This window comes from Chryseobacterium sp. AG363 (assembly GCF_003610675.1).
Lineage (GTDB): Bacteria > Bacteroidota > Bacteroidia > Flavobacteriales > Weeksellaceae > Chryseobacterium > Chryseobacterium cucumeris.
The window spans coordinates 644739-656139 of sequence record NZ_RAQF01000002.1 but is presented as its reverse complement, the minus strand read 5'-3'; the positions used below and the strand labels follow the sequence as shown (position 1 = coordinate 656139).

The 11401-nt window shown below is 35.6% G+C and carries 13 protein-coding genes; 4 read left to right on the top strand and 9 right to left on the bottom strand.

The annotated features are described in order from the left end of the window. Positions 1-272: 272 nt before the first annotated feature. Both DEU39_RS02920 and era read right to left on the bottom strand, forming a co-directional pair. Positions 273-701, bottom strand: coding sequence for a DoxX family protein (locus DEU39_RS02920; protein WP_120230878.1), 429 nt, complete (start codon positions 699-701; stop codon positions 273-275). Between the two features lie 68 nt (positions 702-769). Then, a complete protein-coding gene (gene era / locus DEU39_RS02915; protein ID WP_062670247.1) occupies positions 770-1645 on the bottom strand; it encodes a GTPase Era in 876 nt (291 codons plus the stop codon). 351 nt (positions 1646-1996) lie between these two features. On the opposite strand from era, the gene DEU39_RS02910 reads away from it, so the two are divergent. The 3 genes from DEU39_RS02910 to DEU39_RS02900 all read left to right on the top strand — a co-directional run bounded on the left by DEU39_RS02910 (position 1997) and on the right by DEU39_RS02900 (position 3970). Next, positions 1997-2560, top strand: a complete 564-nt coding sequence (locus DEU39_RS02910) for a Crp/Fnr family transcriptional regulator (RefSeq protein ID WP_120230877.1) — start codon at positions 1997-1999, stop codon at positions 2558-2560. Positions 2561-2785: 225 nt separating this feature from the next. Beyond that, positions 2786-3118, top strand: a complete 333-nt coding sequence (locus DEU39_RS02905; RefSeq protein WP_034696733.1) for a DMT family transporter — start codon at positions 2786-2788, stop codon at positions 3116-3118. Between the two features lie 141 nt (positions 3119-3259). Then, positions 3260-3970, top strand: coding sequence for a T9SS type A sorting domain-containing protein (locus DEU39_RS02900; RefSeq protein WP_120230876.1), 711 nt, complete (start codon positions 3260-3262; stop codon positions 3968-3970). 58 nt (positions 3971-4028) lie between these two features. Here the strand turns inward: DEU39_RS02900 and DEU39_RS02895 are convergent, their stop codons facing one another. The 6 genes from DEU39_RS02895 to DEU39_RS02870 all read right to left on the bottom strand — a co-directional run bounded on the left by DEU39_RS02895 (position 4029) and on the right by DEU39_RS02870 (position 10003). Beyond that, positions 4029-4796 (bottom strand): class I SAM-dependent methyltransferase, encoded by a 768-nt coding sequence (locus DEU39_RS02895; RefSeq protein WP_120230875.1) that lies wholly within the window; start codon positions 4794-4796, stop codon positions 4029-4031. Then, a complete protein-coding gene (gene map / locus DEU39_RS02890; protein WP_062670256.1) occupies positions 4796-5605 on the bottom strand; it encodes a type I methionyl aminopeptidase in 810 nt (269 codons plus the stop codon). Before map ends, DEU39_RS02895 begins: the two co-directional genes overlap by 1 nt. 86 nt (positions 5606-5691) lie before the next feature. Next, a complete protein-coding gene (locus DEU39_RS02885) occupies positions 5692-6123 on the bottom strand; it encodes a BT0820 family HAD-type phosphatase (RefSeq protein WP_062670258.1) in 432 nt (143 codons plus the stop codon). A 97-nt stretch (positions 6124-6220) separates the two neighbouring features. Then, positions 6221-7198 (bottom strand): acyl-ACP desaturase, encoded by a 978-nt coding sequence (locus tag DEU39_RS02880; RefSeq protein WP_047431293.1) that lies wholly within the window; start codon positions 7196-7198, stop codon positions 6221-6223. 150 nt (positions 7199-7348) lie between these two features. Beyond that, entirely contained in the window at positions 7349-8890 is a 1542-nt protein-coding gene (gene gpmI / locus DEU39_RS02875) for a 2,3-bisphosphoglycerate-independent phosphoglycerate mutase (protein ID WP_120230874.1), read from the bottom strand. A gap of 183 nt (positions 8891-9073) precedes the next feature. Continuing rightward, on the bottom strand, positions 9074-10003 hold the full coding sequence (locus DEU39_RS02870) for a DUF2268 domain-containing putative Zn-dependent protease (protein WP_120230873.1): 930 nt from the start codon (positions 10001-10003) through the stop codon (positions 9074-9076). A gap of 160 nt (positions 10004-10163) precedes the next feature. On the opposite strand from DEU39_RS02870, the gene DEU39_RS02865 reads away from it, so the two are divergent. After that, on the top strand, positions 10164-10487 hold the full coding sequence (locus DEU39_RS02865; protein WP_002979957.1) for a translation initiation factor: 324 nt from the start codon (positions 10164-10166) through the stop codon (positions 10485-10487). A gap of 2 nt (positions 10488-10489) precedes the next feature. On the opposite strand, the gene DEU39_RS02860 is transcribed toward DEU39_RS02865, so the two are convergent. Beyond that, positions 10490-11389: a leucine-rich repeat domain-containing protein gene (locus tag DEU39_RS02860; RefSeq protein WP_120230872.1), complete on the bottom strand. Its 900-nt coding sequence runs from the start codon at positions 11387-11389 to the stop codon at positions 10490-10492. Positions 11390-11401: the final 12 nt, after the last annotated feature.

The window sequence follows — 11401 nt, the reverse complement described above, 5'->3', positions numbered from 1 at the left end:
AAAATAAGACTCCTTTTAGTGTCATATTTATTTTTTTTACATTTATCTTACAAATTAAAATAATATGAAAAATTAGAAAAAATTATCAAAAGGAAATTTAAAATTGATTAAGGGAGGAAATACTCCACTATGTGATGCAGGCTTTATGGCTTGCAGAGTAAGAGATGAAAACGGAGCCCTGATCTGGGAATGCTTACCTAACTGTAATTATTAATAACAGAAAAGGCACTTCATTTTCTGAAGTGCCTTCCTTATTTTGTATGGTTGTAAGATTACCAGTCTGAAGCTCTTTTTCTTCTTTCAATCATATGATCTACTGAAACTTTTCCAGCTCCAATTACCATAAGCAAAAGATAAACAGAAAGATAAATAAGGCTCATTTCTCTTTTTTCGAATGGATCTGCTCCATGTACCACAAAACCTGCAATGATCATTGTAAAGATTAAAAATCCCAGAGCAACTCTTGTAAAAAGCCCTAATATCAGGAGTATTGAACATACAAATTCAGCAAAAACCGTAAGAATCAATGACACCTGTGGTCCCAATCCCATAAAATCAAAAAATTCGATTTTACCACCAGTCAATAGCATCTGAAGCTTTGGAAAACCATGAGAAAGCATGGCAAAACCAACAAACACTCTTACTGCCAATAAAATAATATCTTTAGGTATTGAGCTGAAATTTGAATTATTATAGTTCATGTACTAAAAAATTTATACTAAGGTAGTAAAAAATCTTTTAATACAACGGGATTACAGGCTATTTTAGTCTATCTGTAACCGAAATTTTTAAGATCCCTGTCGTTCTTTCTCCAGTCTTTTTTCACCTTTACAAAAAGGTTTAAATGAATTTTTTTGGTGAAAAACTTCTCAAGGTCCAATCTGGCTTCAGTTCCAACTTTTTTAATCGCTTCTCCTTTATGCCCGATTATAATTCCTTTTTGAGTATCTCTTTCTACATAAATAATAGAGTCTATAAAGATAATTCCTTCTTTCTCTTTGAACTGTTCAGTCACTACCTCTACAGAGTATGGAATTTCTTTATCGTAGTTCAAAAGGATTTTCTCACGAATAGCCTCATTAACAAAGAACCTTTCAGGTTTATCTGTGTACTGGTCTTTATCATAGTAAGGCGGATTCTCAGGAAGCAAAGATTTTATTTTAGGTAAAATAACTTCTGTATTGAAGGCATTCAATGCAGAGATAGGTAAAATCTCAGCCTTTGGAATTCTTGCATGCCAATCTTCTACCAATTTTTCAAGACCTGCCTGGTCCGTCTGATCTACCTTATTTAAGAGAAGAAGTACAGGAACAGGAATTTTATTCAGTTTATCAATTAAAAATTCTGATGGTTCTGCTTTATCGGTAACATCTACAATAAACAGGAAAACGTCAGCATCCTGCAAAGAGTCCTTTACAAAATCCATCATTTTCTCCTGCAGTCCGTATTTTGGATCCAATACTCCCGGAGTATCAGAAAATACAATCTGAAGATCATCTTCATTATAAATACCAAAAATTCTGTGGCGGGTTGTCTGAGCTTTCTGCGTTACAATCGCCAACTTCTCTCCCATCAATTGGTTAAGCAAGGTCGATTTTCCCGCATTGGGCTTTCCAACTATATTTACAAATCCAGCTTTGTGCATAAAAATAATATTACGAACTGCAAAGTTAGTAAAACAAAATTGGTCTTTACGGTTAATCTTAACAATTAAAAGAAAAAAGAGAGTTATATGCCTAAATACAGTGTGAGAAAAGGAAATTTCCCCTGGATCACAATTGCCGGGCTCACCAAGCGGTCAAAAATTCTTTGAATTTTTGAAACCTCTCCAATGGAGAAAAATTTTGCTCTTTTCCTTTGTAGTATTGACAATAAATAAATTGAAATCAGAAAAATTTTTGATTATACATATTGCAATATTTCTGATAAAAAATATCTGATAATTTTGTATTGCATTACTTAAAACTGATATTTTTGACTATTAGAATTCATCTTTATGAATATAGACCAGATTCTTGATAAGGTTTACCTCCTTCCTGAGACCTCAAAAAACAGTTTAAAAGAGTATATCACCGAAGTTTCCCATCCTAAAGGCTTTTGTCTGATGGAAGCTGATAAAGTGATTCCTTATCTTTATTTTATAAGAAAAGGGATCGCACGGGCTTATTCTTCAACAGCTGACAATGATATTACTTTCTGGTTCGGAAGCGAGGGACAATGTATTCTCTCTATGAAAAGCTATGTGGAGGACAAACCCGGCTATGAAAGTATTGAACTTCTGGAAGACTGTGATCTGTACAGAATGGAAACAGAAAACCTAAGAAAACTGTTCAATGAAGATATCCATATTGCCAACTGGGGACGAAAGCTGGCAGAAGCAGAAATGATAAAGTCTGAAGAACTGATTATTTCCAGACAGTTCAAAACTTCTCTGGAACGTTATAAAGATATTATGGCGTATCAACCTGAACTGTTAAAAAGGGTTCAGCTGGGGTATATTGCGTCGTATCTTGGGATTACTCAGGTAAGTTTGAGTAGAATACGGGCCGAAATCAAGTAGATTAAAAAATTCTTTGATCCTTAATTTATGTTTGGGCTAAAGCCAACGGAATGATCTTTTATATTATAAGCGGACTAAAGTCCGCTCCTATTGATATGACAAATCTTTCATTTCTATCTTCATTCTTCCAGCTCCCATCTTTCTTTCTTTAATTTCATTTTTTAACAATTGTAAAATTTTTTCTCCTGTCAAATTCTGAAATTTGCAGTAGTAAAATTTTAAAAAATGAATTGGTTAATATTAGTTATCGCAGGATTATTTGAAGTTGCCTTCGCATCATGTCTGGGAAAGGCAAAAGAAACATCAGGAACTGAAATGTACCTGTGGTACGCGGGTTTCCTGGTAACAATGACAATCAGTATGCTTTTACTCATCAAGGCTACTCAAACCTTACCTATCGGTACTGCTTATGCGGTATGGACGGGAATTGGAGCAGTAGGAACTGCCTTAATGGGAATTATATTCTTTAAGGATCCTGTAAGTTTCTGGAGAGTATTTTTTATTGTAACACTTATAGGTTCTGTGGTAGGATTAAAGGCTGTATCCTCATCACATTAAAAAGCGCATAAATTTCTATCTATATTTAAAAGTGGGAACCGTTTTCGTATTGAAGGCGGTTTTTTTTAATCATTTTCAGGTTTTAATTTATTTGACAAGAAAAAGAAATTCTTTTATATCTTTATCGGAAACTTTTAACCTATGAAAAAAATTCTATTCCTTTTAGCAGGTGGCTTACTAACTGCCCAGCAAACCTCTGAATTAATTTCCAATAACTGGTATATTTCCAAAATGGTAACAAGCAGTGGCCAGACTACCAATACACCTTTAATAGATAATGGAGTTCCCGCAACTACATTTAATTCCGCGGGAGGAACGAGCTATGTTATCAATTCTAGATATTATAACACCTCTATGATGGGCTTTGGGATTATGCCCGGAAGCAACAATCTGATCAAAACATCAAGTGCATGTACTCTTTTATTTTATAATGGCGGAAATGCAGCACCTGTTCGTGCTTATGATCAGAAAAACTGTGATATTTATGGCTTAGGAGCATATGCCTCAATTTACAGTTACCAAATAACAACCAACGGAATTGTAAAAACTTTGGTGATTACAGATCCTTCAGGAAACAAAATTTACTATAACAATACTGACCAATTGAGCACTAAAGAGACTGCTGCAGTAACGAAAACGTTTAAAGCATATCCAAATCCTGTAAAAGAAGTTTTGCATCTCGAAAATATTGAGAAAAACCTTCCTCTTAAGATCTACGATTTGTCAGGAAAACTGGTATTTGAGACTACAACCAACAGCAACAAAACATCAGTTGATACAAGCAATTTACAGAAAGGGCAATATATTGTAACGATAGAAAATTATAAGTCCTACCCTTTTGTCAAAGAATAAAAACAGAACGTTTCATGTAAATAAAAAAACCGTTTCACTGGCTGAAACGGTTTTTATTTTATTTCTTATAAACTACAGGTAAGATTTCATTATGTCTTAATCCGAATTTTTTTATTTCTTCTTCAGAGAATGTCTGTGAATAGAAGTTCTGTTCTACTTCGAAGCCCGCCTTTCTTAAACGGTCAAAATAATCCATTCCGTACCAACGAACATGATCGTACTGTCCGAAATGTTTCTGACGTTCTTTTGGATCTTTAATCGTGAAGTCTTCATAGGTTTTCTCTAATGAATTTTTCATCGGAACCTGAAGAATTCCCCACCCGCCGGGCTTCATTACCCTGTATAGCTCGCTCATTGCTTTTGCATCGTCTTCAATATGTTCCAGAACGTGGTTACAGAAAATGATATCAAAACTGTCATTTTCAAAAGGTAAATCCAGAATATCAGCCTTCACATCTACAATAGGAGAATATAGGTCTGCAGAGATATAATTCAGGTTGCTCATTCTCTTGAATTTCCTTAAAAATTCCTGTTCGGGCGCAATATGGAGGACTTTATAATTCTTAATGAAAAAATCGGTTTCATTCTGAAGATACAGCCACATCTGGCGATGTCTTTCCAAACTTAACGTTCCGGGAGAAAGAGCATTTTCTCTTTGTTTTCCATATCCATACGGAAGGAATTTTCTATAAGATCTTCCATCAATAGGATCAAAGAACTGATCTCCTTTGAAAAACTGATAAATAAGCGGTCTAGCCCAGATGCTCATTTTAATAAGCATAGGACGTGGAATTTTATTCAGTAAAAGCTTAGTTACCTTTTTCATTAAAAATCCAGTTGGAACTGCTTTTCTTCATCACTTACAATCCCTAAAGCTTCGTATACATAATCAAATGTAGAAAGCAATACCGGCTTACCATTGATCACAGCTACATCATGCTCGAAGTGAGCAGAAGGCAAATTATCTAAAGTAGTTACTGTCCAACCGTCATTATGGAATTTTACTTTTTCAGTTCCCATATTAACCATCGGCTCGATTGCAATGGCTAAACCGTCTTTAATTACTTTTCCGCTTCCTTGTCTTCCATAGTTAGGAACTTGCGGATCTTCGTGCATTTTTCTTCCCAATCCGTGTCCTACAAGCTCTCTTACTACTCCATACCCTTCCTTTTCACAATGTGTCTGGATGGCATGGGAGATATCTCCTATTCTTTTTCCTCTGACAACCTGCTCAATTCCTTTGTATAAAGATTCCTTGGTAACCTGCAATAATTTTTTAACCTCAGGTTTCACTTCCCCGATTTCAAAAGTATAAGCATGATCTCCTACGAAACCATTCAAAATAACGCCACAATCTACAGAAAGAACATCTCCTTCTTTTACTACATCATTGTTTGGGAAACCGTGAACAACCTGCTCATTGGGAGAGATACAAAGAGAATTCGGAAATCCTCCGTAGCCTAAAAATGCAGGCTCAGCACCATGATCTTTAATAAAATCATGAGCCAGTTTATCTAAATATAAGGTAGTAATCCCCGGTTTAATTTCTTTTGCCAACATTCCCAATGTTTTAGAAACCAGTCGGGCACTCTCCTTCATCAGACGTAATTCGTCTATTGTTTTTAATTGAATCATTGTATTAATTTACCAATGTATTAATAGATCAGTGTAACAATATGGATTGGTAAATTGGTACACTGTTAAATTTAAATTGTTTTATTCTACCAGAAAAGTCCTTTTTTCTTTTCTTTTTTAAGTTTTGAATAGGCAAGAACTTCTTTTCCTTCAACGCGGAATTCTATTCTTTCCTGAATAATATTGTAGATCTCACCCCATCCCGGAAATCCACCTAAATTTCTGTCATCGATAAACCAATCTGCATCTAATTTTCTGGACTGATTTTCAGGATCAAAAACTTCTCCTTCAAAGCTTGAGTTCACAGCATAAAATTCTATTCCGTTTTTTTTACAGAATTCTACCGCTTCATCTAATGTTTTTCCGTGTCTGTATGTCCAAAGTATCAATCTGAATCCTTCAGACTGAAGTCTTTTCAAAGTTTCGAATGCAAAAGTTTTCGGTTTTCCAATTGCCGGGTAAGCATCGTCAACAATAGTCCCGTCAAAGTCAACAGCAATCTTTTTATTATTTAACATTTTGTTCTTTTTTTAGCTTTGCAAAGATAAGAAATAAAAAGAGTGCCAAAAAGAAAGGCACTCAATACTTTTATATTTTAAATAATAATAGATCTAATTAGCTTTTTACCCAGCTAAACTGGAACTGAAGATCCGGAGTAGAAACTCTGTCTGTAATCTTCTGTAGCCTTGCAGGAAGTTTCATCAGGTATTCCTGAGCTTTTTCTGCCTTTTCTGTAAGTCCTTTTACATGCTCAATTTTCCATTCATCTAAAAGGTCTTTCATAATATTGATATAATCCTGACCTGTGTAGACCATACATCTTTGTGCAGCATCTGAGAAATGTCCCCAAAGTTCACCAGCTTTTTGTCCGGACTGTCTCATTAAGTGGGCAGGCATTACAATTTTCTTACGCATCATATCTTCAAATGCCAGAATCATTTCTGAAGGGTCTACTTCAAGGATTTTTGCTACGAAATGTTTGTATGCTTTAGCATGTCTTGCTTCGTCTGCAGCAATCACACCACACATTTTTGCTAATTTTCCGTTTCCTGATTGTTTAGCCAATGTACCAACTCTTCTGTGAGAAATATTGGTAGCTGTTTCCTGGAAGCTTGTATAAATAAAGTTTCTGTATGGATCCATGCTGGTTCCTAAATCGAAGCCATCATTAATCAGGTATTGAGTGGTAATTTCCACTTCTCTCATGTTTACTCTTCCACACAGATAAAGATATTTGTTTAATAAATCTCCGTGTCTGTTTTCTTCAGCAGTCCATGCTCTTACCCAATTGGCCCAGCCTAATTTTTCTTCCTGATTGATTCCATCAACTCCCATTAACCAAGACTCATAGGAAGGAAGAGCTTCTTCTGTGATACAGTCCCCAATCAATGTTACAAAAAGATCATAAGGCATTTCACGGGCAAAGGTCTGAATTTCTTCTAAATCGTGTTTAAATTCTTCACTTGAAGGATCTGGTAAATAATCGGAAGGCTGCCATATTTTTTCAATTGGCGTTAAAAATTTATCAAGAAAAGAACCTACTTCCTTTTCCAATAATCCCATTACTTCTTTCCTAACAAGCTTTTGATACATTTTACTATTCAGTTTTAATTTACAAAGATATGATTTATTTATTATTTAACGCATAATAAAGTATGACTTGCATACTTTATCTGACATAAATCATAAAAAAAATACCGCTACTAAAGCATAACGGCATTTTTTTAACAATATTATTGAATATTAATTAACCAAAACTTCTCCAGTCATTGCATCTGGTATTTCAACACCCATTACTTTAAGGATTGTAGGGGCTACATCGCCCAGTTTTCCAGGCTTCAGGTTCCATGTATGGTCTTTATCCATCACGATAAAAGGAACCAGGTTTGTAGAGTGCTGAGTATTTGGAGTTCCGTCCGGATTGATCATTACATCTGAGTTTCCGTGATCGGCAAGAATGAAAACAGCATATCCGTTTTCATAGGCAGCTGTAGCCACTTTTTCTATACATTGATCTACCACTTCTGCTGCCTTCACTGCTGCTTCAAAAACACCTGTATGGCCTACCATATCTGTATTGGCGAAATTTAAGCAGACAAAATCAGCAGTTCCCTGCTCCAGTTCCGGCACGATAGCATTGGTGATATCATATGCCGACATTTCCGGTTTCAGATCGTAGGTAGGAACATCTTTCGGGCTTGGGCAAAGCAGTCTTCTCTCCCCTTTAAATTCCTCTTCCCTTCCTCCTGAAAAGAAGAAAGTAACGTGAGGATATTTTTCTGTTTCTGCAATTCTGATCTGGGTTTTTCCATTTTTCTCAAGAATTTCACCCATGGTTTCCGTCAGAACATTTTCATCAAAAACAACCTGTACATTCTGGAATGTTTTATCATAGTTTGTCAATGTGATATAATACAGGTTCAGCTTCTTCATTCCAAATTCCGGGAAATCTTTCTGGGAAAGAACTTCTGTAATCTCTCGTCCTCTGTCTGTACGGAAATTGAAGCAGATCACCACATCATCTTCAATGATTCTTGCTACCGGCACTACATTTCCTGTAGCAGTGGTATTCATTAAAATAATAGGCTTCAGGAACTCATCGGTTACATTATTATCATAATACATCTTGATTGTTGCCAAAGCATCCGTTGTCTGTTCTCCTATTCCTTCCACAAGGGCACCGTAAGCTAATTTTACACGCTCCCATCTTTTATCTCTGTCCATGGCATAGTATCTTCCTACCACTGTTGCCAGCTTTCCGGTAGTTGCTTCCATATGTTTCTGAAGTTCATCGATAAACCCTAATCCGGAATGTGGATCACAGTCTCTGCCATCGGTAAATGCGTGAACAAAAACATTCTCATTTAAACCGAACTCTTTTGCAGCGGTCAGTAATCCTTTTAAGTGATTGATATGTGAGTGTACTCCTCCATTGGAAACCAGTCCGATGAAATGTACTTTTTTATTTTCTTTTTTGGCGTATTCAAAGGCGTCCTGAATCACTTTTTCCTGGCCCAATGTTCCGTTTTCAACGGCCATGTTCAGCTTCACCAGGTTTTGGTATACTACTCTTCCGGCTCCCAGGTTCATGTGTCCTACTTCAGAATTTCCCATCTGTCCGGCTGGTAAGCCTACCGCCAGCCCACTCGCTTCAAGCGTTGTATGTGGAAATTTCTGGTAACAGCTGTCTATGAATGGTGTATTTGCTTTATCTATTGCAGAAACGTTAGGGTTTGTTCCCAATCCCCATCCGTCAAGAATGGCCAGTATTGCTTTTTTCGACATTTTGTAAAACTTTTGTTAGACAAATTTACCTAATTTCCTATGAATAGAAGAATTTGAAGTCTTGAATTTTATGGATTGCTAATGATCAATTGATTGCTTTTGAAATTTTAACCATGTCAAGGTTTTAAACCTTGACACGGTTCGTATAATGATGAACTTTTAAATTACCCGCAGCATTCCGTATTATTCTTTAAAAAAATCTTCGAATTTTATGTTTTTTTGCTTTGCATATTCTCTGATATACTGATCCAGAAAGCCACTCTCCCTAAGAAACAGAAGAGGATTCTGAATATGTAAGATGTCGTCAATAGCTTTATGCTTATCTGACTGTTTATTAAAATACGCCTCAGAAATCTTATATCCCATCCAATAGCCCAGATCGTTAGGCCTGTTATCTTTTTTACTGGTTCCGTACAGCCAGTCTGTAGGATCATTCTTCTTAAGTACCGTTACAAATTCTTTACACAATTGAACAAAATTTGCTTCTCCATATTGATAAAACGGACTATTGTTGGTTTCTCCAGACACCAATTCACTGATAAAATCGGCACTCCCTTCACTTAAAGTATATTTTAACAGGTTATCAGTTCCTTTGATATCCTGTTGAAAGTGAATCGTCTCATGTGAAACAAGTCCTGCAATGCCATCCAGATTCTGAAGAGTTTCGGTACCGATCATAATGCCGTCTTTAGTAAATGTTCCTCCTGTATTAAACCTTCCGTATACAAAATATATAGGAGGAAATTTTGCCTGTGGATACCAGTATTTCAATGCACTGTAAACAGCCCTGATTTTTTTTTCTTTTTGGTTGATTCCGAGCAGAACATTCCGGCTTTTAAGATAATCTTCTTTTCTCTTTTTTACCATTGTATATAACGAATCAGCATTGATTATGCGGTATTCCATAAAACCTTTTACGCCCTGAGATCCGTTGCTGATATAATCTTTAAAAGGATTTTCTTTTGAAGCATCCATTTTATCGAATGCTTTCCAGAACCGGTCTGTATCTCTGGTTTCAAATACAGCGTTCAATGGATCGGTGGAGAAACCTGTCTGTGCTTTTGCAATTCCGGAGGCTAAAAGAAGACATGTAAAAATATATCTGGTTTTCATATTAGTTTTTAAAGATATCTTATCAAACGGTTTAAAAATATAAAAATTTATACAGAATAGAAATAAACGCTGTCAAGGTTTGAACCTGACAGGCTTCAAAAATTGAAATTTCGTTGATTATTTCAGTTCATTAATCGCTAATTCTTTTTAATTTTGCGGTATGGATTTACGAGATCAATTGAAGAATCTTTTTCCTGATCATGAAGAGCAGGATTTTGAGATGCCTGAAGAAGAATTCAAGCAGAAAGAGCCATTGGTATGCAAATTTGAGAAAAAAGGAAGAAACGGTAAGCCTGTAACGATTGTTGAAGGCTGGGAAGGCAGCGAGGAAGACCTGAAAAAAATCTCAAAAAAAATAAAAACCACCTTGGGTATAGGCGGCTCTGAGAAGGATGGAACGATTATCATTCAAGGAGATAACCGTGATAAAATAATGAATATCCTTAAAGAAATGGGATATAAAACCAAACGTGTTGGCGGATAATTCTAGAAATAGATCTGGGTTTCCGGCAGTAAGGTTTTTAAGTTTTCAATTTTAGATTTTTCTATAGGATTTCCTGTAAGAATCAATGTTTTCAGATTTTTAAGCTGTTTGATTTCTACAGGAATGTCTTTCAGATCATTATTGGCCAGATTCATGCTGACGATATTTTTCAGCCCTTTTACTTTGGGCGATATTTCTGTGATATGATTTCCGCTTACATTCAGAAATTCAAGCTTCTTTGCTTTAAAAAGGTTTTCCGGAAGCCTGATAATAGCATTCTGCTGCAGTTCAAGATATTTTAAATTTTCCGGAAAAGACAGATTTCCAAGATCATTGATCTGGTTATCTGAAAGGTTCAGGAATCTCAGATTTTTGATCTGATCCAGTTTGTCTGCAATAAAGCTTATCTGGTTTCCCTGAAGGTTGATTTCTTCCAACGCGGGAATTTCCATAAGGGCTTCGGGAAATGTATTTAGATTATTAGCATCAAAATGTACCACTTTTAGGTTCTGAAGCTTTGCAAGATTAGGATTAATGCTTGTCAAGCTGTTCAGATTCATAGAAAAAGTAGTCAGTTTCTTCAGATTGCTTACCTCATCAGGAATAAATTTAATGCTGTTTTCATTCACATTTAAAATTTCCAGTTCTTTTAAAGCAAAAAGTTCCTGATCCATTTTCTCAAGCTTATTCGCCATGATATTCAAAAAGAATAATGAATCCAGTTTTACAATCTGAGGAGGAATATTGAAAAGACCTTTTTCTCTGAAACTTATACTGTAAACCGCTTTTTTACTTTTTAAAGCATCTTCAATATTGGTAAATGTAGGATATTTCACCGGATCAATCTGTGCTTTGATCTGAGAAAGTGAGATGATGGAAATCAATAAGAAAAGCTTTTTCATAAAAATAAAAGG

Excerpts from the sequence above, each read along its gene's own strand:
- map (WP_062670256.1), bottom strand. The coding sequence starts at position 5,605 with ATGATTCAATTAAAAACAATAGACGAATTACGTCTGATGAAGGAGAGT.
- gpmI (WP_120230874.1), bottom strand. The coding sequence starts at position 8,890 with ATGTCGAAAAAAGCAATACTGGCCATTCTTGACGGATGGGGATTGGGA.
- DEU39_RS02910 (WP_120230877.1), top strand. The coding sequence starts at position 1,997 with ATGAATATAGACCAGATTCTTGATAAGGTTTACCTCCTTCCTGAGACC.
- DEU39_RS02895 (WP_120230875.1), bottom strand. The coding sequence starts at position 4,796 with ATGAAAAAGGTAACTAAGCTTTTACTGAATAAAATTCCACGTCCTATG.
- DEU39_RS02905 (WP_034696733.1), top strand. The coding sequence starts at position 2,786 with ATGAATTGGTTAATATTAGTTATCGCAGGATTATTTGAAGTTGCCTTC.
- DEU39_RS02860 (WP_120230872.1), bottom strand. The coding sequence starts at position 11,389 with ATGAAAAAGCTTTTCTTATTGATTTCCATCATCTCACTTTCTCAGATC.
- DEU39_RS02920 (WP_120230878.1), bottom strand. The coding sequence starts at position 701 with ATGAACTATAATAATTCAAATTTCAGCTCAATACCTAAAGATATTATT.
- DEU39_RS02880 (WP_047431293.1), bottom strand. The coding sequence starts at position 7,198 with ATGTATCAAAAGCTTGTTAGGAAAGAAGTAATGGGATTATTGGAAAAG.
- DEU39_RS02900 (WP_120230876.1), top strand. The coding sequence starts at position 3,260 with ATGAAAAAAATTCTATTCCTTTTAGCAGGTGGCTTACTAACTGCCCAG.
- era (WP_062670247.1), bottom strand. The coding sequence starts at position 1,645 with ATGCACAAAGCTGGATTTGTAAATATAGTTGGAAAGCCCAATGCGGGA.
- DEU39_RS02870 (WP_120230873.1), bottom strand. The coding sequence starts at position 10,003 with ATGAAAACCAGATATATTTTTACATGTCTTCTTTTAGCCTCCGGAATT.
- DEU39_RS02865 (WP_002979957.1), top strand. The coding sequence starts at position 10,164 with ATGGATTTACGAGATCAATTGAAGAATCTTTTTCCTGATCATGAAGAG.
- DEU39_RS02885 (WP_062670258.1), bottom strand. The coding sequence starts at position 6,123 with ATGTTAAATAATAAAAAGATTGCTGTTGACTTTGACGGGACTATTGTT.